The sequence below is a fragment of the Bacillus sp. N5-665 genome, assembly GCF_022637375.2.
In the GTDB taxonomy this organism is placed as follows: Bacteria; Bacillota; Bacilli; order Bacillales; family Bacillaceae_G; genus Bacillus_A; species Bacillus_A wiedmannii.
In genome coordinates, this window is record NZ_CP093325.1 from 1,528,954 (window position 1) to 1,552,088 (window position 23,135).

The window sequence follows — 23,135 nt, forward strand, 5'->3', positions numbered from 1 at the left end:
CTTTCTAACTAAAAGTTAATTATAGCATTTTTTTGGACGAGGCTGAATAAGCTTTCAATAGAGTATGTCTGGAATCAGGAGGTCGATAGCGGGATGAACTGGTATGGAATGCGCGCACACGAAGTGGAAGAAAGAACGAATACGAATGTGAAGGTTGGACTTACAGAGAAGGAAGCAGAAGGGCGAATAAAAAAATTTGGTACAAATGAATTAGATGAAGCCAAAAGGCCTTCTGCACTGATGGTATTTTTGGCGCAGTTTAAAGATTTTATGGTACTTGTTTTATTTGGTGCAACAATAGTTTCGGCTTTTTTAGGTGAATACATTGATTCTATTGCGATTGTTGCGATTGTTATTATCAATGGTATTCTTGGCTTTTTTCAAGAAAGAAAGGCTGAAAAGTCACTGGAAGCTTTAAAAGAGCTAGCCGCCCCGCAAGTTACTGTAATGCGGAATGGAAAGTGGGTAAAAGCACCGTCTAAAGCACTTGTTTTAGGTGATATCATTAAATTTTCTAGTGGTGATCGTATTGGGGCGGATGTACGTCTTGTTGAGGCATCAAGTTTATATATCGAAGAATCAGCTTTGACAGGAGAGTCAGTACCGGTGCAGAAGAAGGTAGAAGCTCTGCAGGGGCAAGATGTTTCAATTGGTGATCAAAAAAATATGGCTTTTATGGGTACGATGATTACACGAGGAGCTGGAACAGGGGTCGTTGTAGCAACTGGTATGAATACAGCGATGGGCCAAATTGCAAATATGTTACAAAATGCAGAGCAAATGGAAACACCACTGCAAAGAAGATTAGAGCAACTCGGGAAAATATTAATTATTGTGGCTCTTATTTTAACAGCGCTTGTCGTATTAGCCGGTGTGTATCAAGGGAATGAAGTGTACCATATGTTTTTAGCAGGAGTGTCGCTAGCTGTTGCTGCTATTCCTGAAGGATTACCAGCAATCGTTACAGTAGCTTTATCGCTTGGTGTACAGCGTATGATTAAAAAGAGAGCAATTGTAAGGAAGTTACCAGCGGTAGAAACGTTAGGGTGCGCTTCTGTTATATGCTCTGATAAAACAGGAACAATGACGCAAAACAAAATGATGGTAACACATATGTGGTCAGGTGGAGAGTTATGGAAAGTGACGGGGCAAGGGTATGAACCTAATGGCTCTTTTTTGAAAGGTGAAAAAGAATGTGATCCAGCTAAAACAAAAGCATTGTATCAACTACTCACATTTGGTTCACTATGTAATAACGCAAATATTATTCAAAAGAAAAAGGCGTATGTATTAGATGGAGATCCAACTGAGGGAGCACTAGTAGCTGCAGCAATGAAGGCGGGGATAACGCGTGAGGCACTGAAAGGGAAATTTGAAATCATTCGTGAATTTCCATTCGATTCAACTCGAAAAATGATGAGTGTTATTGTGCGAGATAGAGAGGGGAAAAAGTTTCTTGTTACGAAGGGAGCACCAGATGTCCTCCTGCAAATGAGTCAAACGATTTTATGGGGGGATAAGCAACAACCGATAAGTGAGTTGTATAGAAAAGAAGTACAGGCGGCTATTCATAGTTTAGGTAGTCAAGCGCTTCGAACAATTGCAGTTGCATTTAAGCCATTAAAAGTAACAGATTCTATTGAACATGAAAGAGACGTTGAAAAAGATTTTATGTTGGTCGGGATACAGGGAATGATTGATCCGCCAAGACCAGAGGTAGAACAGGCTGTAAAAGAGTGCAGAGAAGCTGGTATTCGAACAGTGATGATAACAGGAGATCATAAAGTGACAGCAATGGCAATTGCGGAACAATTAGGGGTTTTACCACCTGGTGGACGTGTTGTTGAAGGAGTAGAACTCGCGAATATGGATGTAGAGGAACTAGAAAGTGTTGTAGAAGACACGTATGTATTTGCTCGAGTATCACCTGAACATAAATTGAAAATTGTTAAGGCGTTGCAAAATAAAGGGCATATAGTAGCGATGACAGGTGATGGAGTAAACGACGCTCCGGCTATAAAAACAGCGGATATTGGGATAGCGATGGGAATTACAGGGACAGATGTTGCGAAAGAAGCTTCTTCTCTTGTTTTGCTAGATGATAATTTTGCTACGATTAAATCAGCAATTAAAGAAGGTAGAAATATATACGAGAATATACGTAAGTTTATTCGTTATTTATTAGCATCGAACGTAGGAGAAATTTTAGTCATGTTATTTGCAATGTTACTTGCATTACCGCTGCCGATGGTTCCCATTCAAATTTTATGGGTGAACTTAGTGACTGACGGATTACCGGCGATGGCATTAGGATTGGATAAGGCGGAAGGAGACGTGATGAAGAGAACGCCGCGTCATCCGAAAGAAGGGGTATTTGCTAGAGGGCTTGCCTGGAAAATTATAAGTCGTGGCTTTCTAATTGGAGCAGTGACGTTAGTGGCGTTTATTATTGCATATAATCAACATCCAAATGAATTGAAATATGCACAAACTGTGGCGTTTGCGACGTTGGTACTTGCACAACTTATTCATGTATTTGACTGCCGAAGTGAACATTCTATCTTCCACCGTAATCCGTTTGGGAACGTGTATTTAGTAGGAGCGGTTATCATTTCTTTACTGTTAATGTTAGTGGTTATATATTACCCACCGCTACAACCGATCTTTAGTACAATGCCAATACAAGCAAGAGATTGGTTGTTAATTGGAGGTTTGTCATCAATTCCGACCTTTTTATTAGTAGGTTCTTTATTAACAGGGAAAAAGGGGAAGAAGGAAAAGCCAGTATTATATAAGAAGGGATTAAACTTGAAATAGTCAATGATATGAAAATGTGATATAATTTACAGAAGGTAGTAGAGCCTTGTCTCTATTACCTTTTTCATTGAGTTATTTCATGGCTTGGATGTGATAAAAATGATTTGTAGTATGACAGGATTTGGAAGGTCGAAAGTAGAAAATGATACTTTTCAAATTACAGTAGAAATGAAATCGGTGAACCACCGTTTTCTAGAGATGAGTATTCGACTTCCGAAGCAAATGATGGTATTTGAAGACAAAATTCGTAAAATAATTGCAGAACAAGTTCGGCGTGGACGCATTGAAGTGTCTATTAGTATAACGGGTGAAGGGCTTGTTGAAAGAAAATTAAGTGTGAATTGGTCGCTTCTTGAGCAGTACCAATCGATTATGGAAGATATAAAAGGAAAATTTCAATTACAAGATTCTATTACACTTCAGCAATTAATGGAAATGCCAGAAGTAACAGCGATTGAAGAAGTAGAAAATGTAAATGAACAATTTGAGAACGGTTTATATGAGGCTGTTCGCCAAGCTGCTCATATGTTAAAAACGATGAGAGATGGCGAAGGAGAACGATTACATAAAGATATAGCGTATCGTTTACAAGAGATTCACAATTGTGTAAACGCAATTATTCCGCATGTACCGATTGTTACACAAAAATATCGTGAACGATTAGAAAATCGCTTAAAAGAATTACATAATCAAGATCTAGATGAACAAAGATTGTTAACAGAAGTCGCAATCTTTGCAGAGCGTTGTGATATTCACGAAGAGTTAGTTCGTTTGCAAAGTCATTTAGAGCAATTTCGTGAAACACTGCAGATTGAAGAGCCTGTTGGAAGAAAAATGGATTTCATCGTGCAAGAGATGCATAGAGAAATTAATACGATTGGTTCTAAGGCAAATGACTTAACAATTTCAAAATATGTTGTAGAAATGAAAAATAACCTTGAAAAAATTCGTGAACAAGTACAAAATATTGAGTAGCTTTCAAAAAATATATAAAGTTATACGTGGTGGAGAAATCGGATAGACTTACTAGGAGGCGCAAACTATGGCCATGCGGTTTTTAAATATTGGATACGGAAATATTGTATCTGCTCATCGAATTATTGCTATTGTAAGTCCGGAGTCAGCTCCTATTAAACGAACAGTACAGGAAGCACGCGAACATAATGCTTTGCTTGATGCTACGTATGGGAGAAAAACAAGGGCGGTTATTGTTATGGATGATGGGCATGTGGTATTAAGTCCAATTCAGCCAGAGACGATTGCACATCGTTTGAATAATAAAGAAGATTTAAGTGAGGAAGGGTAGGTTTTACATATTTATGAGAAGTAGAAGAGGATTGCTCATCGTTCTTTCAGGACCTTCTGGGGTTGGTAAAGGAACGGTTCGAAAAGAGCTGTTTAGTCATGAGGATACACGTTTTCAGTACTCCATTTCAGTAACGACACGTAAGCCACGTGAAGGTGAAGTAGATGGTGTGGATTATTTCTTTAAAGAGAGAGAAGAATTTGAGGAAATGATTCGTAATGAAAAATTACTTGAGTGGGCTGAGTTCGTAGGTAATTATTACGGAACACCGATTGACTATGTTGAAAAAACATTACAAGAAGGAAAAGATGTATTCTTAGAAATTGAAGTGCAAGGAGCAATTCAAGTTAAGAAAGCTTTCCCAGAAGGTGTATTCATTTTCTTAGCACCTCCAAGTTTATCTGAACTAAAGAACCGCATTGTCGGCCGTGGTACAGAAACTGAAGATGTTATTGAAAATCGTTTAACGGTAGCGAAAGAAGAAATCGAAATGATGGACGCTTACGACTATGTTGTAGAAAACGATCAAGTTGAATTAGCTTGTGAAAGAATTAAAGCAATTGTGGTTGGTGAACATTGCCGCCGTGAAAGAGTAGCAAAATATTATAAAGAAATGACGGAGGGTCTATAATTATGTTAAATCCATCAATTGATTCATTATTAACAAAAATCGATTCTAAATATACACTTGTAACAGTAGCTGCAAAACGTGCACGTGAAATGCAACTTGCGGATAACTGTGTTATCGAGCAACCTGTTTCTCATAAATGTGTAGGTAAATCATTAGAAGAAATCGATGCAGAAGTATTAAAATATGTACCAAGCGAAGACAAAATCATCGATTAAGACATTCTTTTCGACAAATTAAAACATAGACTTTATAATTTTCTATGTAACGGTAACAACCTATTTACAAGTAGGTTGTTATTTTTTTACGATAGGGAAGAAATATTGGTACTGATGAGCTGGGAATTCTGTTTCAGTATTATAAGTTTGAAAAAGAAAGAGGACGAGCCATATGCTAAAAGGGAAAAAGATACTTCTATGTGTAACAGGAGGCATTGCGGTCTTTAAAGCGGCTGCGTTAACTAGTAAATTGACACAAGCTGGTGCTATTGTAAAAGTAATGATGAGTGAGTCGGCAATGAAGTTTGTTACGCCTCTTACATTTCAAGCACTTTCTCGCCATGACGTATATACAGATACATTCGATGAGAAAGACTCAGCTGTTATTGCACATATCGATTTAGCAGATTGGGCAGATGTAGTACTTGTTGCACCTGCTACTGCCAATTGTATTGGGAAGTTAGCTGGTGGTATTGCAGACGATATGATTACAACTACTTTGTTAGCTACTACAGCCCCAGTTTGGATTGCACCTGCTATGAATGTGCATATGTATGAAAACAAAATTGTACAAAAAAATATGATGACGTTAAAAACGTTAGGATATACATTTATTGAGCCTGGAGAAGGTTTTTTAGCGTGTGGTTATGTTGCGAAGGGAAGACTAGAAGAACCGGAAGCAATTATTGCACGGTTAGAAGAGGGTTTTTCCGAACAAAAACCATTGCAAGGAAAAAAAATATTAATAACTGCTGGCCCAACTCGTGAAAAGATTGATCCAGTACGTTTTATGACCAATTTTTCTTCTGGGAAAATGGGATATGCAATTGCGGAAGTGGCAGCGAACTTAGGTGCTGATGTCATACTTGTTTCGGGACCGACAGCATTAAACCCACCATTACATGTAAATACGGTACAAGTGGAATCTGCACAAGATATGTTAGAAGTAGTTCTGCAACAGTATCAAAACGTAGATGTTGTCATTAAAACAGCAGCAGTTGCAGATTATCGCCCGAAATATGTTCATGATAATAAAATGAAAAAGAAAAATGGTGATGCTGTAATCGAACTCGAGAGAACAGTAGATATTTTAAAAACGTTAGGTGAGATGAAGGATAAACAGTTACTTATCGGTTTTGCGGCTGAAACGACAAAGGTAGAGGAATACGCAACAAAAAAATTACGTGAGAAAAATGCGAATATGATTGTTGCGAACGATGTAAAGGCACAAGGAGCTGGATTTGGTACAGATACAAACATTGTAACAATGTATAGAAAAGATGGAGAAGTTATCGAGTTACCACTTTTAACGAAGAAAGAGGTTGCTCGTGAAATATTAAAGCAAATTGAAATGATGTTAGAAGATGATCGTCTATGAAATTTGCAAGTGTAATTGTTGATGTACCTGCACGTCAGACTGATCGACCATTTGATTATATTATCCCTAAAAAGTGGGAAGATATTGTCCAGACAGGCATGCGTGTAGTAGTTCCATTTGGTCCAAGGAAATTGCAAGGCTTTATTATTGGGATCAAAGATTCGGCTGAAGTAGAAAGTAAGAAGTTAAAGACAATCCATGAAATATTAGATGTAACACCAGTTTTAAACGAGGAATTATTAAAGCTTGGATATTGGCTTACAAGCGAAACGTTATGTTATATGATTTCAGCCTTTCAAGTCATGCTTCCAACGGCGATAAAAGCAACGTATAAAAAGCGTCTACAACTTCGTAAACAAGAAGAAGTAGCACCTGAACTACTGTTTTTATTTCAGGACAAAGAAGCGATAGATTGGGAAGCGATTGAGACGCAGCCGCATCTATACCGCACGATTCAACAAGAAATTAAAAATGGCACGATTGAAGTTGTTTATCAGGTAAAAGATAAAGTGCAAAAGAAGAAACAAAGAGTCGTTCAACCGGAGTTGTCAGAAGATAAATTGGAATTAGCAGCATTTGAACTGAAAAGTAAAAAACAACAAGATGTACTCTATTATTTTGTGGAAAATTATAAAAGTGTGCCGTTGAAAGTGATAACAGAAGAGTTGCAAATAACAGACGCTCCGATTAAAGCACTTGTTAAAAAGGGGCTAATTTCAGAAAAGTATGTGGAAGTGTACCGAAATCCGTATGACGATGATGATTTTGAACAAACGAAACCATTCCCACTTACGGAGGAACAAAAGCAAGTTATTGCACCGATTTTATCATCAATTACAAATGAAACTTACAATCCATTTTTACTATATGGTGTTACAGGAAGCGGAAAAACAGAAGTATATTTACAATCTATAGCAGCGGTGCTCGCGAAAGGGAAAGAAGCTATTGTGCTTGTTCCTGAAATTGCACTAACGCCTCAAATGGTAGATCGTTTTAAAGGCAGATTTGGCTCGCAAGTTGCGGTTCTTCATAGTGCGCTGTCTGTTGGAGAAAAATATGATGAATGGCGTAAGATTTTAAGAAAAGAAGTGAAAGTTGTAGTTGGTGCACGTTCAGCTGTATTTGCTCCTTTTGAAAATTTAGGAATTATTATTATTGATGAGGAGCATGAATCGAGCTATAAGCAAGAAGATAATCCGAGGTATCATGCAAGGGATGTAGCTGTGTGGAGGGGGCAATATCATAAATGTCCTATCGTTCTTGGTAGTGCAACACCGACACTTGAATCGTTTGCAAGAGCGAAAAAAGGTGTGTATGAATTACTAACGATGGAAAAACGTATGAATAAACAAGCTTTACCAACAGTAGAGATTGTTGATATGCGTGAGGAACTTCGTGACGGGAATCGTTCCATGTTTTCGAAGGCATTGCATGAAAAAATAGCAGATCGATTAGAAAAGAAAGAACAGATGGTGCTCTTTTTAAATAGAAGAGGTCATTCTACATTTGTTATGTGCCGTGATTGTGGGTATGTTGTACAATGTCCGCATTGTGATATCTCGCTGACATATCATAAAATGAACCATCGTTTAAAATGTCATTACTGCAGTCACGAAGAGAATATGCCGATTGAGTGTCCTGCTTGTCAAAGTACATATATTCGTTTCTTTGGTACAGGTACACAAAAGGTAGAAGAAGAAATTACAAAACTATTTCCAGAGGCACGAGTTATTCGAATGGATGTAGATACGACAAGTCGCAAAGGAATGCATGAAAAATTATTAAAGGCGTTCGGGGAAGAAAAAGCAGATATACTACTTGGAACACAAATGATTGCGAAAGGATTGGATTTTCCTAAAGTAACGCTTGTCGGGGTTTTAACTGCAGATACGATGCTTCACTTACCTGATTTTCGAGCGAGTGAAAAGACGTATCAGTTATTGACGCAAGTAAGTGGACGAGCAGGCAGACATGAATTGCCAGGGGAAGTTATAATTCAAACGTATACGCCAGAACATTACAGTATAGAGTTAGCAAAGAACCAACAATATGATGTGTTTTTTGACCAAGAAATGCAAATGAGACGAACAAGACAATATCCACCTTATTACTATGTTGTACTTGTAACAGTATCTCATCCAGAATTATTAAAGGCAGTGCAAGTGACGGAAAAAATTGTCGGTCATTTACGGGCACACTGCACGCAGCAAACAATGGTGTTAGGACCGGTTGCTTCAGCAATTCCAAGGATAAAAGATAGATATCGTTATCAATGCATGATAAAATACAAACGGGAACCAAACTTAAAGAACGTGCTCAAAATGGTAAATGAACATTATCAAGCAGAAATGCAAAAAGAGCTACAAATCTCAATTGATTTTAATCCAACAATGTTAATGTAGCGGAGGGAAATATGGCAGTTTTAGAAATAGTAAAGCATCCAAATGAAGTATTAGAAACACCATGCGAAAGAGTAATTAACTTTGATAAAAAGTTAGTGAAATTGTTGAAAGATATGCATGAAACAATGTTAATTGCGGACGGAGTCGGTTTAGCTGCGCCTCAAGTAGGTGTAAGCTTGCAAGTTGCGGTAGTTGATATCGGTGATGATACGGGAAAAATCGAGTTAATCAATCCATCGATACTAGAAAAACGTGGTGAACAAGTAGGTCCCGAAGGCTGTCTAAGCTTCCCGGGACTTTATGGTGAAGTGGAACGTGCGGATTATATTAAAGTACGTGCGCAAAATCGCCGAGGTAAAGTATTTTTACTAGAAGCAGAAGGATTTTTAGCACGTGCAATTCAACATGAAATCGATCATTTACACGGTGTGTTATTTACATCGAAAGTGACAAGATATTATGAGGAAAACGAATTAGAATAGGTATTAAAAGGAGCGGTTTTTAAATGATAAAAGTAGTATTTATGGGAACACCGGACTTTTCAGTGCCGGTGCTTCGTCGTCTTATCGAAGATGGCTATGATGTAATAGGTGTTGTGACGCAGCCCGATCGTCCGGTAGGTAGAAAAAAAGTATTAACACCTACACCTGTTAAAGTTGAAGCAGAAAAACATGGTATTCCGGTGTTACAACCGTTAAGAATTCGTGAAAAAGACGAATATGAACAAGTCTTGGCATTAGAGCCAGATTTAATTGTAACAGCTGCTTTCGGTCAGATTGTACCAAATGAAATTTTAGAAGCACCGAAGTATGGATGTATTAACGTCCACGCGTCTTTACTACCTGAACTTCGTGGTGGTGCACCAATCCATTATGCAATTATGGAAGGTAAAGAAAAAACGGGTATTACAATTATGTATATGGTAGAGAAATTGGATGCTGGTGATATCTTAACGCAAGTAGAAGTCGAGATTGAAGAGCGTGAAACGACAGGCTCTTTATTCGATAAGTTAAGTGAAGCAGGGGCACACCTTCTATCTAAAACAGTACCTTTATTAATTCAAGGTAAGTTAGAACCAATTAAACAAAATGAAGAAGAAGTAACGTTTGCATATAATATAAAACGTGAGCAAGAGAAAATTGATTGGACAAAAACAGGTGAAGAAGTATACAATCACATTCGCGGATTGAATCCATGGCCAGTCGCTTATACGACTTTGGCAGGACAAGTTATTAAAGTATGGTGGGGAGAGAAGGTCTCTATTACAGAGAAAGCTGAACCAGGTACAATAGTAGCTCTTGAAGAAGATGGATTTGTTGTTGCAACAGGGAATGAGACAGGTGTTAAAATCACTGAATTGCAACCTTCTGGTAAAAAACGTATGAGTTGTTCGCAATTTTTACGTGGCACAAAACCTGAAATTGGAACAAAGTTAGGAGAAAATGCATGAGACAAAATGTTCGTGAGTTAGCTCTTGATGGCTTAATTCAAGTAGAAAAAAGTGGTGCATACAGTAACTTACTTTTAAATAATCTAATTGAAAAAAATGCAATTGATAGAAAAGATATTGGTTTGTTAACTGAAATTGTATATGGAACGATTCAACGTCGTGACACATTAGATTATTATTTACAGCCTTTTTTAAAAAAGAAGGTTGAGGCGTGGGTAAGAGTATTACTTCGCTTATCTTTATATCAAATGATTTATTTAGACCGAGTGCCAGAAAGAGCGGCTATTCATGAAGCAGTTGAAATTGCAAAGCGTCGCGGGCATAAAGGGATTGCTGGTATGGTAAACGGGGTATTACGTTCGATTCAGAGAGAAGGGGTACCTTCTGTAGATGAAATCAAGGATCCAATAGAACGTTTGGCAATTGCAACAAGTCATCCAATGTGGCTTGTGCAAGACTGGGCTTCTGAATATGGTTTAGAGACAGCAGAGAAAATGTGTGAAGTGAACATGTTACCCCCGGTACCAACAGCGCGTGTAAATGTTGATAAAATAACAGTAGAAGAAGCAATTGAGTTGTTGGCTGGTGAAGGTATAGAAGCGAAGCGCGGCGATTTATCAGAGGATGCAATTCAAATTGAAAGAGGGAATGTAGCGCATACAGATGCGTTCAAAAAAGGTTTTCTTTCTATTCAAGATGAAAGTTCTATGCTTGTAGCACGCGCTTTAGAACCGAATGAGGGAGATGAAGTTCTTGATAGTTGTGCTGCTCCGGGCGGAAAGACAACGCACATTGCAGAGCGATTAAAAGGAACAGGTCAAGTTATGTCTCTTGATTTACATGCACACAAAGTACGTTTAATTAAACAACAAGCAGAGAGACTTGGTCTAGAAAATGTCGAAACAAAAGCATTAGATGCTAGAAAAGTGCAAGAACATTTTGCGAATGAAACATTTGATAAAATATTAGTAGATGCACCATGTTCTGGATTTGGTGTGATTAGACGTAAACCTGATATTAAGTTAGGTAAAAATAAAGGCGATAGTGAAAGATTATCGACGATTCAACTTGCAATACTAGAAAAAATAGCACCGTTATTAAAACAAGGTGGTCGCCTTGTTTATAGTACGTGCACAATAGAAAAAATAGAAAATGAACAAGTAATAAAGCAATTTTTACAAGAGCATCCTGAATTTGAATGGGATACTACGATAAAAGATCGCATGCCAGAAAAGTTAAATCCGTATATTGATGAAGGTCAAGTGCGAATTTTACCGCATTATTTTGCAACAGATGGCTTTTATATTGCTTGTTTAAGGAAGAAGGTGTAGCATCGTGGAAACGACTGTGAGAAAACAAAAGAAAAATTTAGAAACGAAAAAACCATCAATTTATTCTTTACAACTTCATGAAATGCAAGATTGGTTAAAGGAACAAGGAGAACCTAAATTCCGTGCAGGACAAATCTTTGATTGGCTATATAAAAAACGTGTAAAAAATTATGACGACATGTCGAATCTTTCTAAAGGATTACGCGATAAATTGTCGAATTCCTTTGATATTACTACTTTAAATACATTGGTAAAACAAACATCTTCTGATGGAACAATTAAATTCTTATTCCAATTATATGATGGTTATTCTATTGAAACAGTGTTAATGCGACATGAATATGGAAATTCTATTTGTGTAACAACACAGGTCGGATGCCGTATCGGTTGTACGTTCTGTGCATCTACACTTGGTGGGTTAAAACGAAACTTAGAGGCTGGAGAGATTGTAGCGCAAGTAGTAGAAGTGCAACGTGCACTTGATGAAACAGAAGAACGTGTAAGTTCGCTTGTTGTTATGGGAATTGGAGAGCCGTTTGATAATTATGATAACTTAATGTCATTCTTACGCATTGTAAACCATGAAAAAGGAATTCATATTGGCGCAAGACATATGACAGTTTCAACAAGTGGAATTGTTCCAAAAATTTATAAGTTCGCTGAAGAAGATATGCAAATTAATTTTGCGATTTCATTGCATTCTGCAAATACAGAGTTACGTTCAAAATTAATGCCGATTAACCGTGCTTATAAGCTACCAGACTTAATGGAAGCTGTTAAATACTATGTAAATAGAACAGGGCGTCGTATTACGTTTGAATATGGCTTATTTGGAGGAGAAAATGACCAAGTTGAGCAAGCTGAAGAACTTGCTGCGCTTTTAAAAGGTGTAAAATGTCATGTAAACTTAATTCCGGTAAACTACGTACCTGAACGTGATTATGTACGTACCCCACGTGAACAAATTTTCTTATTTGAAAAAACGTTAAAAGATCGTGGAGTGAATGTAACAATTCGCCGTGAACAAGGTCATGATATTGATGCAGCCTGCGGTCAGTTACGTGCGAAGGAGCGTAAAGAAGAGACGAGGTGACGAGATGAAAGCCGTGTTTCTATCAGATAAAGGAAAAGTTCGTCAACATAATGAGGATAGTGCGGGAGTTTTTCACAATTTAGATGGAAATATTTTAGCGGTAGTAGCAGATGGAATGGGAGGTCATCGAGCTGGTGATGTAGCTAGCTCGATGACCATTCAATTATTCCATGATTATTGGAAGCAAACGCATAATATGAATGAACCAAAAAAAGTAGAAGAGTGGTTACATACGAGTGTTGGGATTATTAATGAGCGTATATATGAGTACTCTAAGCAACATGTAGAATGTAATGGTATGGGAACAACACTTATAATAGCGATTTGTACGCCAAACTTTGTGACAATAGGCCATATAGGAGATAGTCGTTGTTATATGGTATCAGAGGGAGAAATCTCGCTTGTAACGGAAGATCACTCACTTGTAAATGAACTTGTAAGACATGGTGAAATTTCAAAAGAAGACGCAGAATATCACCCGAAAAAGAATGTTTTGTTAAGGGCATTAGGAACAGAAGAAAAAGTCGGATTAGATGTTAAAACATTGGTGCTTGAGGAAGATGATCAGTTACTTCTTTGCTCTGATGGGTTATCTAACAAAGTTTCTATTGCTGATATGCAACAAATTTTACAGGTAAATGAACAGCTTGAAACTAAGGGACAACGTCTCATTCAATTGGCGAATGATCGTGGCGGGGAAGATAATATCACCCTTGTTCTTATTGATTATGCGGGTTCGACAAACGAAAGTAGGTGAAGTGCAACGTGCTGATTGGAAAACGCTTAAATGACCGTTATAAGCTGCTGAAAATGATTGGTGGTGGTGGAATGGCCAATGTGTATTTAGCTCATGATGATATACTTGGCCGAGATGTAGCGGTAAAAATATTAAGACTCGACTATTCAAATAATGAAGAGTTTATTAAACGTTTCCATCGAGAAGCGCAGTCTGTTACAACGTTGTCGCATCCAAATATTGTGAATATGTATGATGTCGGAGAAGAAGATGGTATATATTATCTTGTAATGGAGTATGTACCAGGACAAACATTGAAGCAATACATAATTGAGCAAGGGATGTTACCTATAGGAGAAGCTCTTGATATTATGGAGCAGTTAACATCCGCCATGGCACACGCCCATCATTTTGAAATTGTGCACCGTGATATTAAACCGCACAATATTTTAATTCGAGCTGATGGAGTAATAAAAGTAACAGATTTTGGAATTGCGACAGCTACAAGTGCAACAACAATTACACATACAAATTCGGTACTCGGTTCGGTGCATTACTTATCACCAGAACAAGCACGCGGCGGGATAGCAAATAAACAATCAGATATTTATTCCCTAGGGATCGTTATGTTTGAGTTGTTAACAGGAAGACAACCGTTTTCTGGCGAATCTGCTGTTGCTATAGCTTTAAAACATTTACAAAGTGAAATTCCGTCTCCAAAGAGATGGAATGAAAATATTCCGCAAAGTGTCGAAAATATTATATTAAAGGCAACTGCGAAAGATCCGTTTCACCGATATCAATCTGCCAATGCGATGAAACGAGATATTGAAACTGCGCTATATCCAGAGAGGATAAATGAGCAGCCATTTTACATACCGGAAGATATGGAAGCGACAAAAGCGATTCCGATTATTCAACAAGAACAATTATTCGAAAATGTAACTGATGAAACAATTGTTTTAAAAGGAAGTAAAGTGGATGAACAGAAAAGAAAAGAAGAAACGGAATTAAATAAGAAGAAAAAACGAAGTAATAAATGGATCAAAGTTTTAATTACGACATTTTTACTTTTAGCAATTGGAATAACGTTAGCGCTTACTGTTATTCCAGGATTCTTTATTCCAAAAGATGTAAAAGTCCCTGATGTGGCTGGTATGAAGTATACGACAGCAGTAAATAAATTAGTTGAAAAGGGTTTTGAGGTTACGGAACCTAATATTGTATATACAGATGATGTTGAAACCGGTGATGTGATAAAAACAGACCCTGTGGCAGGTAGAGTCGTGAAAGAAAACTCTAAAATTACTATCTATCAATCAGGTGGAAAAAAGAAAAGTAAGATGAGTGATCTCACAGGAAAAGATTTTGAGAGTATAAGGAATGAATTAGAAGAAAAATATAAGCAAGTTACAATAAATTATATTGAAAATGATAGGCCAAAAGGTGAAATCGTAGAGCAAATTCCGACGCCTGATCAAATGGTAGTAGAGGCGGAACAAGAACTGAAAATTTGGGTAAGTAAAGGTCCTTATCAAATTAGACCAGGTGATTTTTCAGGATGGACTGAAAATAGCGTAAATGGTTATTTGAATGAGAGAAAACTAACTCCAGATATAAAACGAGAGTATTCCGATACTGTTGATAAAGGACTTGTAATTTCGCAATTTCCAAAACCAGGAACGCCGTTAAAAGAAGGAGATAAAGTGACGATTATCATCTCAGAGGGGCCTAAGCCGAAAGTAACGAAAACAGTGAAAGTGGATAATATTTCTATTCCGTATGAGTCTTCTATAATTGGTGAGAAAAAACCGCAAACAATAGAAATTTATAAAGAGGATATGCAACAAAAAATGGATAGACCAATTGAAACTAGAACAATTTCAGAGTCGGCAACTATTTCTTTAGAATTTGTAATTCAAGAAGGTACAAAAGGACATTATAAAATTGTACGAGATGGTGTAACGATTATCGACAAAGAAGTACCATACCCAACTCAATAATAATGACTTCCATTTTCTTTCTAGAGGGGATGGAATGTATTACTCTTGCCTGTTATGCTGTCTACATATAGTGGACTGTATAACAGGCAAAAATATATGATTCAAAAAGCTATAAAAGTGATACTGTTATAAATAATATTTTAAATTTGATGGTAGATTAAATATATTAACTTGTATATATGACGGGTTTTGAAATAAGTATTTAAAGAATTTTAAACCATTTAATATTAATGACAGCTTCACTTTATACAAAATAAAGGAGAATTATATGCCAGAAGGAAAAATTGTAAAAGCTCTAAGTGGATTTTATTATGTGCAGCATGAAGAAGGGATTACACAATGCCGTGGGCGTGGTGTGTTCAGAAAAAATAAAATTACGCCACTGGTAGGAGACCAAGTTGTCTTTCAAGCAGATAATCCAACTGAAGGATATGTGCTTGAAGTATTTGATCGAAAAAATGAACTTGTTAGGCCTCCTATTGCTAATGTTGATCAAGCAATTCTCGTTTTCTCTGCAGTAGAACCAGATTTTAATCCGGGACTATTAGATCGATTTTTAGTGCTGATTGAATATCATAACATTAAGCCGATTATTTGCATTAGTAAGATGGATTTAGTGGATGAAAAAATGAGAGAGACTGTTGAATCTTATGCAAATGACTATCGTGAGATGGGATATGATGTATTATTTACTTCTATAAATACATCGGAAAGTATTGATATTTTAAAACCATTCTTAGAAGGTTGTATTTCTGTCGTTGCAGGGCAATCTGGTGTTGGAAAATCTTCTATGCTTAACGTTTTACGTCCAGAGTTAGAACTGAAAACGAATGATATTTCCTCGCATTTAGGACGCGGGAAACATACGACAAGACACGTGGAATTAATTGCGGTTGGAAGCGGACTAGTTGCAGATACACCTGGTTTTAGTTCACTTGATTTCATAGATATAGAGGTAGAAGATCTTACATATTGTTTTCCAGAGTTGAAAGAAGCGAGCCAATACTGTAAATTTAGAGGGTGTACACATCTTTCGGAACCGAAATGTGCTGTGAAGACAGCAGTTGAAGAAGGGAAGATTACAGAATATCGTTATAAAAATTACAAACAATTCGTAGAAGAAATTAGAGAGAGAAAGCCGAGGTATTAGTTATGATTAAAATTGCACCATCGATCTTATCAGCAGATTTTTCAAAATTAGGGGAAGAGATTAAAGATGTAGAAAAAGGCGGAGCGGATTACATTCACGTCGATGTAATGGATGGACATTTCGTACCAAATATTACGATTGGACCATTAATTGTAGAAGCTATCCGTCCAATTACATCTTTACCATTAGATGTACATTTAATGATTGAAAATCCTGATAACTATATCCCGACTTTCGCAAAAGCGGGAGCGGATATTATTACTGTTCATGTAGAGGCGTGCCCTCATTTGCATCGTACAATTCAGCTAATTAAGTCTCATGGCATTAAAGCGGGAGTTGTATTAAATCCGCATACGCCAGTTTCGACGATTGAGCATGTATTAGAAGATATCGATATGGTATTACTTATGACAGTAAACCCTGGATTTGGTGGACAGAAATTCATCCATTCTGTATTACCGAAAATTAAACAAGTGGCAGAAATGGTTAAAGAGCGCAATCTAGAAGTAGAAATTGAAGTTGATGGTGGTGTAAACACTGAAACAGCACGACTTTGTGTTGAAGCAGGAGCAAATGTACTTGTAGCTGGATCAGCAGTATACAATCAAAAAGACCGTGGTGAAGCAATTCGTTTCATTCGTGGATAATGAATGAACGAGTCTTTATCCTAGTGAAACTGCTAGTGTAGTAAGTTTTCACTATTTATAAAGGATAGAGAAAAAATATGTAAAAAGGCAATCTACCGAATGGCAGATTGCCTTTTTACAATAGAAGGGGAAGGAAACATGATTATTCATATTTTAGCGGGTGGACCTGCGGAATATTGTGCAGATTTTTCTCGATATGAAAATGAGAAAGTAGTGTGGGCGGCAGTTGATAGAGGAGTATATCGTCTATTAAAAGGAGGGATTACTCCAGCTGTTGCATTTGGAGATTACGATTCAGTTACTGAAGAGGAATTAGTATGGATGGGCCAGCAAACAAATGACTTACATATTGTTCCTCGTGAAAAAGATCAAACAGATTTAGAAATTGCGATTAACTGGGCGTTAGAAGAAAATCCGACATTGATTCGTATTTTTGGTGCCACCGGTGGAAGGCTGGATCACGGTTTAGCAAATATACAGATGCTTTTAAGAGGGTTAGAAGTAGGGATAGAAATGTGTATTGTAGACAATAAAAATGAAATAAGCGTGAAAAAAGTGGGTACACATATAATTGAAGAAAATAAAAATTTCCCTTATGTATCTTTTGTGCCGGTTACTGAAATAGTAGAAGGGATTACATTACTTGGTTTTAAGTATCCTCTAACTAATAAAACAATAGAATGGGGATCAACACTTTGTATTAGTAATGAACTCGTTGAGGAAAAAGGTACTTTTTCATTTACTTCTGGCATATTAATGGTGATAAGAAGCACTGATTAAAGAAACAATTTTGCTCCTTACATCATATAGTGAACAAGTGGAGTAATGGGGATTAGGAGGGAAACCATGAGATTTTATACAATTAAGTTACCTAAATTTCTTGGTGGAATTGTTCGTGCCATGTTAAATACCTTCAAAAAAGATTAAAAAAGCACCTATTACCGGTGCTTTTTCCATTTTCATAGTAAAAAAAGAGCCTATCGGCTCTTTTTTTTATTATTAAACACGTTCGATTTTGCCAGATTTTAATGCTCTAGCAGAAACGTAAACACGTTGAACTTTTCCGTCGATGCGTACGCGAACTTTTTGAAGGTTAGCGCCCCATTTACGTTTTGTAGCGTTCATTGCGTGAGAACGAGAGTTACCAGAACGAGCTTTTCTTCCAGTGATAGCACAAACACGAGCCATTTATATTTCCCTCCCTTGATACCTTACCATACGTAATTTTTCAATGTTAGTCTTTTTTGCGATGCTAAAAACACTACTATAATTTAACACAACTAAAAAGAGAATGCAACACCGTAGAAAAAAGAAATCAAGAAAAATTACTTGACACCATATGTCGATGATGAAAAGTTGAAATCAAGAAAAATTACTTGACATATTATAGTGGTACATGTTGTATAATAACAATGGACTATTTTGCTCATCATAAAAAATGTGATTTAAAACATAAAATATGAGAGTGAAAAGAAAGAACGATGGAATTTTCTTTAAAAAGATTATATGATAGTAACTAAAGTAGTCTAGCTCACTTTCACCATTTATGAAGGGGGAAACGAGATGTCAATTGAAATTAAAACGAAGTATGGTCAAATTGATATTAGTACAGATGTAATTGCAACAATTGCTGGAGGTGCCGCAGTAGATTGCTACGGTATCGTAGGTATGGCATCAAAAAATCAGTTAAAAGATGGTTTAACAGACATTTTACGAAAAGAAAACTTCACTAGAGGTGTTATTGTTCGTAAAGATGAAGATGAAGTACATATTGATATGTATATTATTGTGAGCTATGGTACGAAAATTTCAGAAGTAGCACATAACGTGCAGACGAAAGTGAAATATACATTAGATCAAACTGTAGGACTAGCAGTAGATTCTGTAAACATCTACGTACAAGGAGTTAAAGTAATAAACTTGTAATGTGCATTAAGGAGGAAAATCTGTGTCAATTCAAAAAATTGATGGGAAACGTTTATCACAAATGATCATGCAAGGAGCGAATAATTTAACAAATAATGTTCAGCTTGTTGATGCATTAAACGTATTTCCAGTTCCAGATGGCGATACCGGTACGAACATGAACTTATCAATGACTTCAGGCGCGCGTGAAGTGAAAGCAAATCCTTCACAGCATGCTGGTAAAGTCGGCGTAAGTTTAGCCAAAGGATTATTAATGGGAGCACGTGGTAACTCTGGAGTTATTTTATCTCAGTTGTTCCGTGGTTTCTCTAAATCCATTGAGCAAAAAGAAGAATTAACAACAGTTGATTTTGCTGCAGCTTTAGATGCTGGGGTAGAAGCGGCTTACAAAGCGGTTATGAAACCGATTGAAGGAACGATTTTAACGGTTGCAAGAGAAACGGGTAAATATGCAGTGACAGTTGCGAAAAAACAGCGCGACTTTGTTTTGTTTATGGAAGACGTTGTGAAAGAAGCGAATGCATCGTTAAATCGTACGCCGGATTTATTACCTGTATTAAAACAAGTTGGCGTTGTAGATAGCGGTGGTAAAGGTCTTGTTGTTGTATACGAAGGATTTTTAGCTGACTTAAAAGGAGAAACGATTTCTTCTAATGTGTCTGCCCAACCATCTATGAATGACATGGTACGCGCAGAACATCACCGTAGTGTACAAAGCCAATTGAGTACAGAAGATATTAAGTATGGATATTGTACGGAATTCATGGTGAAATTAGAGCCTGAAAAAATGAAAGAACATAATTTCTCTGAACAAAAGTTCCGTGAAGATATTAGTGTGTACGGAGATTCACTACTTGTTGTATCAGATGATGAGGTTGTTAAGGTTCATATTCATGCGGAACATCCTGGAGATCCTATGAATTATGGACAACGCTATGGTAGTTTAATTAAGATTAAAGTAGAAAATATGCGTGAACAGCATACTGCTTTATTAGATGAGCCTACTATGATGGCTGAGCCAACTAGCCAGTCTAAAGAGAAACAACCGTACGGTATCGTAACTGTTGCTATGGGATCTGGTATTAAAACTTTATTTGAGAGCATTGGCGCGACGAAAGTTATCGAAGGTGGCCAAACGATGAATCCAAGTACGGAGGATATTGTGAAGGCGATTGAAGAAGCGAATGCTGAAAAAATCATTATTTTACCGAACAACGGAAATATCGTGATGGCAGCAGAACAAGCAGCGTCAGTTGTGGATCAAGAAGTGATTGTAATTCGTTCAAAAACAGTTCCTCAAGGTATGGCTGCAATGTTAGCATTTAATCCAGTTGGAACGTTAGAAGAGAACGAAGAAAACATGAAAGAAGCTTTATCTCATGTGAAAACCGGTCAAATTACGTATGCTGTACGTGATACGGAAATTGATGGTGTAGAGATTCAAAAAGATGATTTCATGTGTATTGCAGATGGAAAAATCGTATCAACAAATGCTGCAAAAGTAGGAGCTGCAAAGCAATTACTAGAAGCACTTATTGATGAAGATTCTGAAATTGTAACGATTCTACAAGGTGAAGATGCAACTGACGAAGAAGTAGCTGAGTTAGTTGCATTTGTAGAAGAGAATTTTGAAGATGCAGAAGTAGAAGTACATGCTGGAAACCAACCGGTGTATTCGTTCATCTTCTCTGTAGAATAAGAAAAAATTCGTTTTGAAAATAAATGGATTACTTACTTGCTAATGGATAAGAAGTAGTAATATGAAGTTTATTACTAGTTTTTATTCAAAAGGCTAGCATATTGAAGATAAAAAAGAGCCTTGCTGCTAATAGTGAGGCTCTTTTCTTTCGTATTGTTTATGAGGGATTTGAGTAGTTTCTCTAAGAATGCCTATGATAGAATATATAGGGTGAAAGAGAGCGATTAGAGATGTCAATAGTATGAATGAATCAAAGAAAATAATGTGACGGAGCGTGAGAATCTTGAATGAAGTTGTACAAGTTCCTGTTACGGATGTAAAGGGAATCGGAGGAGAAACATCTGAATTACTACACGAGATGGGGATTTATACAGTTTCTCATCTATTAGAACATTTTCCGTACCGTTATGAAGATTATGCGATGAAAGATCTTGCTGAAGTAAAGCATGATGAACGTGTAACAGTTGAGGGAAAGGTTCATAGTGCTCCTTTACTGCAATATTATGGGAAGAAGAAGTCGCGTCTTACGGTTCGTGTCCTCGTCGGTCGTTATTTAATTACAGCTGTATGCTTTAATAGGCCGTACTATAAGCAGAAGTTAAATTTAAATGAAACAGTAACGATTACTGGTAAATGGGATCAGCACCGTCAAACGATTGCGGTATCAGAGCTTCATTTTGGACCAGTTGTACGTCAACAAGAAGTAGAGCCTGTATACTCAGTGAAAGGGAAACTTACAGTAAAACAGATGCGCCGTTTTATTGCCCAAGCGTTCAAGGAGTATGGAGAATCTATAGTTGAAGTGTTACCTGATGGATTGCTAAGTCGATATAAATTATTGCCGCGTTATGAAGCACTTCGGGCGTTGCATTTTCCAGCAGGACAGGAAGATTTAAAACAAGCACGTCGCCGTTTTGTATATGAGGAGTTTTTCTTATTTCAGCTAAAAATGCAAACATTACGGAAAATGGAGAGGGAAAATTCGAAAGGGACGAAAAAAGAAATTCCTTCAGCAGAATTGCAAGAGTTTATTGATGCACTTCCGTTTCCATTAACTGGTGCACAGCGTCGGGTAGTAGATGAAATTATGAAAGATATGACATCTCCTTATCGGATGAATCGTCTGTTGCAAGGTGATGTAGGTTCTGGGAAAACAGTCGTTGCAGCGATTGGCCTTTATGCAGCGAAGTTAGCACATTATCAAGGTGCTTTAATGGTTCCTACAGAAATTTTAGCAGAGCAACATTATCAATCGCTTGCAGAGACGTTCTCACACTTTGGTATGAATGTTGAATTGTTAACCAGTTCTGTTAAAGGTGTAAGGCGTCGAGAGATTTTGGCAAAATTAGAACAAGGAGAAATAGATATCCTTGTTGGAACACATGCTTTAATTCAAGATGAAGTTATCTTTCATAGGTTAGGTCTCGTTATTACTGATGAACAACATCGATTTGGTGTAGCGCAGCGACGAGTTTTAAGGGAGAAAGGTGAAAGTCCGGATGTTTTATTTATGACGGCGACGCCAATTCCGCGTACGTTAGCAATTACTGCATTTGGAGAGATGGATGTTTCTATAATCGATGAGATGCCAGCTGGTAGAAAGGTAATTGAAACATACTGGGCAAAACATGATATGTTAGATCGAGTTCTCGGTTTTGTGGAGAAGGAGATAAAAAAAGGAAGACAAGCATATGTTATTTGTCCCCTTATTGAAGAATCTGAGAAACTTGATGTACAAAATGCGATTGACTTACATAGTATGCTGACTCATCATTATCAAGGGAAATGTCAAGTCGGATTAATGCATGGCAGACTCTCATCTCAAGAAAAAGAAGAGATAATGGGACAATTTAGTGAAAATAAAGTGCAAATTCTTGTGTCGACAACAGTTGTTGAAGTAGGTGTGAACGTACCGAATGCGACTGTAATGGTTATTTATGATGCAGAGCGTTTCGGTTTATCGCAGCTCCATCAGCTCAGGGGACGTGTTGGGCGTGGTAGTGAACAATCATATTGTTTATTAATCGCGGATCCAAAATCGGAAACGGGAAAAGAGCGAATGCGTATTATGACCGAAACGAATGATGGATTTGTATTGTCAGAAAAAGATTTAGAGTTAAGAGGTCCTGGAGATTTCTTTGGAAGTAAGCAAAGTGGTTTACCAGAATTCAAGGTTGCTGATATGGTACATGATTATCGAGCTTTAGAAACAGCTAGACAAGATGCGGCGTTACTAGTAGAATCAGAAGCGTTTTGGCATAATGATCAGTATGCTTCGCTGCGTACTTATCTTGACGGGACAGGTGTGTTCCAAGGAGAGAAGCTCGATTAAAGGGAGGCAACGAAAGTTT

General features: G+C 37.2%; 21 protein-coding genes. 20 read left to right on the forward strand and 1 reads right to left on the reverse strand.

The genetic code is table 11. The features are described 5' to 3' along the window. Positions 1-93 precede the first annotated feature (93 nt). The 17 genes from MNO09_RS10460 (at position 94) to spoVM (ending at position 18,086) form a co-directional block, all read left to right on the forward strand. A complete protein-coding gene (locus MNO09_RS10460; RefSeq protein WP_001104751.1) occupies positions 94-2,817 on the forward strand; it encodes a calcium-translocating P-type ATPase, SERCA-type in 2,724 nt (907 codons plus the stop codon). A gap of 99 nt (positions 2,818-2,916) precedes the next feature. Next, positions 2,917-3,792, forward strand: a complete 876-nt coding sequence (locus MNO09_RS10465; RefSeq protein WP_000564115.1) for a YicC/YloC family endoribonuclease — start codon at positions 2,917-2,919, stop codon at positions 3,790-3,792. A gap of 67 nt (positions 3,793-3,859) precedes the next feature. Beyond that, positions 3,860-4,123, forward strand: a complete 264-nt coding sequence (gene remA / locus MNO09_RS10470; protein WP_001251456.1) for an extracellular matrix/biofilm regulator RemA — start codon at positions 3,860-3,862, stop codon at positions 4,121-4,123. Positions 4,124-4,136: 13 nt separating this feature from the next. Continuing rightward, entirely contained in the window at positions 4,137-4,754 is a 618-nt protein-coding gene (gene gmk / locus MNO09_RS10475) for a guanylate kinase (RefSeq protein WP_001257740.1), read from the forward strand. 2 nt (positions 4,755-4,756) lie between these two features. Further along, positions 4,757-4,969: a DNA-directed RNA polymerase subunit omega gene (gene rpoZ, locus MNO09_RS10480; protein WP_000933964.1), complete on the forward strand. Its 213-nt coding sequence runs from the start codon at positions 4,757-4,759 to the stop codon at positions 4,967-4,969. 172 nt (positions 4,970-5,141) lie between these two features. Continuing rightward, positions 5,142-6,347: a bifunctional phosphopantothenoylcysteine decarboxylase/phosphopantothenate--cysteine ligase CoaBC gene (gene coaBC / locus MNO09_RS10485; RefSeq protein WP_000911723.1), complete on the forward strand. Its 1,206-nt coding sequence runs from the start codon at positions 5,142-5,144 to the stop codon at positions 6,345-6,347. Further along, positions 6,344-8,749, forward strand: a complete 2,406-nt coding sequence (priA, locus tag MNO09_RS10490; RefSeq protein WP_000666706.1) for a primosomal protein N' — start codon at positions 6,344-6,346, stop codon at positions 8,747-8,749. Before coaBC ends, priA begins: the two co-directional genes overlap by 4 nt. Positions 8,750-8,760: 11 nt before the next feature. Continuing rightward, a complete protein-coding gene (gene def, locus MNO09_RS10495) occupies positions 8,761-9,231 on the forward strand; it encodes a peptide deformylase (RefSeq protein WP_000279468.1) in 471 nt (156 codons plus the stop codon). A 23-nt stretch (positions 9,232-9,254) separates the two neighbouring features. Continuing rightward, entirely contained in the window at positions 9,255-10,199 is a 945-nt protein-coding gene (gene fmt / locus MNO09_RS10500; RefSeq protein ID WP_000598793.1) for a methionyl-tRNA formyltransferase, read from the forward strand. Then, complete coding sequence (gene rsmB / locus MNO09_RS10505; protein WP_001249653.1) at positions 10,196-11,530, forward strand: 16S rRNA (cytosine(967)-C(5))-methyltransferase RsmB; 1,335 nt, start codon at positions 10,196-10,198, stop codon at positions 11,528-11,530. The genes fmt and rsmB overlap by 4 nt, the downstream gene beginning before the upstream one ends. Positions 11,531-11,534: 4 nt before the next feature. Then, positions 11,535-12,623, forward strand: a complete 1,089-nt coding sequence (gene rlmN, locus MNO09_RS10510; protein ID WP_000450539.1) for a dual-specificity RNA methyltransferase RlmN — start codon at positions 11,535-11,537, stop codon at positions 12,621-12,623. 4 nt (positions 12,624-12,627) lie between these two features. Then, positions 12,628-13,380 (forward strand): Stp1/IreP family PP2C-type Ser/Thr phosphatase, encoded by a 753-nt coding sequence (locus tag MNO09_RS10515; RefSeq protein ID WP_000648695.1) that lies wholly within the window; start codon positions 12,628-12,630, stop codon positions 13,378-13,380. Positions 13,381-13,388: 8 nt separating this feature from the next. Next, on the forward strand, positions 13,389-15,362 hold the full coding sequence (gene prkC, locus MNO09_RS10520) for a serine/threonine protein kinase PrkC (protein WP_000904733.1): 1,974 nt from the start codon (positions 13,389-13,391) through the stop codon (positions 15,360-15,362). A 268-nt stretch (positions 15,363-15,630) separates the two neighbouring features. Beyond that, positions 15,631-16,512 (forward strand): ribosome small subunit-dependent GTPase A, encoded by an 882-nt coding sequence (gene rsgA / locus MNO09_RS10525; protein ID WP_001113945.1) that lies wholly within the window; start codon positions 15,631-15,633, stop codon positions 16,510-16,512. A 2-nt stretch (positions 16,513-16,514) separates the two neighbouring features. After that, positions 16,515-17,159, forward strand: coding sequence for a ribulose-phosphate 3-epimerase (gene rpe / locus MNO09_RS10530; protein WP_000589962.1), 645 nt, complete (start codon positions 16,515-16,517; stop codon positions 17,157-17,159). A gap of 99 nt (positions 17,160-17,258) precedes the next feature. Beyond that, the gene (locus MNO09_RS10535; protein WP_002096352.1) at positions 17,259-17,939 is read left to right on the forward strand and encodes a thiamine diphosphokinase; all 681 of its coding nucleotides are present in this window, start codon (positions 17,259-17,261) and stop codon (positions 17,937-17,939) included. Between the two features lie 66 nt (positions 17,940-18,005). Then, positions 18,006-18,086, forward strand: coding sequence for a stage V sporulation protein SpoVM (spoVM, locus tag MNO09_RS10540; RefSeq protein WP_001213599.1), 81 nt, complete (start codon positions 18,006-18,008; stop codon positions 18,084-18,086). A gap of 72 nt (positions 18,087-18,158) precedes the next feature. On the opposite strand, the gene rpmB is transcribed toward spoVM, so the two are convergent. Beyond that, complete coding sequence (gene rpmB / locus MNO09_RS10545; protein ID WP_000124776.1) at positions 18,159-18,347, reverse strand: 50S ribosomal protein L28; 189 nt, start codon at positions 18,345-18,347, stop codon at positions 18,159-18,161. A 375-nt stretch (positions 18,348-18,722) separates the two neighbouring features. Between rpmB and MNO09_RS10550 the strand changes: the two genes are divergently transcribed. The 3 genes from MNO09_RS10550 to recG all read left to right on the forward strand — a co-directional run bounded on the left by MNO09_RS10550 (position 18,723) and on the right by recG (position 23,116). Then, the gene (locus MNO09_RS10550; protein ID WP_000021109.1) at positions 18,723-19,085 is read left to right on the forward strand and encodes an Asp23/Gls24 family envelope stress response protein; all 363 of its coding nucleotides are present in this window, start codon (positions 18,723-18,725) and stop codon (positions 19,083-19,085) included. Between the two features lie 22 nt (positions 19,086-19,107). Continuing rightward, positions 19,108-20,784, forward strand: a complete 1,677-nt coding sequence (locus tag MNO09_RS10555; RefSeq protein ID WP_000027122.1) for a DAK2 domain-containing protein — start codon at positions 19,108-19,110, stop codon at positions 20,782-20,784. A gap of 283 nt (positions 20,785-21,067) precedes the next feature. After that, positions 21,068-23,116, forward strand: a complete 2,049-nt coding sequence (gene recG / locus MNO09_RS10560) for an ATP-dependent DNA helicase RecG (protein WP_001006889.1) — start codon at positions 21,068-21,070, stop codon at positions 23,114-23,116. Positions 23,117-23,135 lie beyond the last annotated feature (19 nt).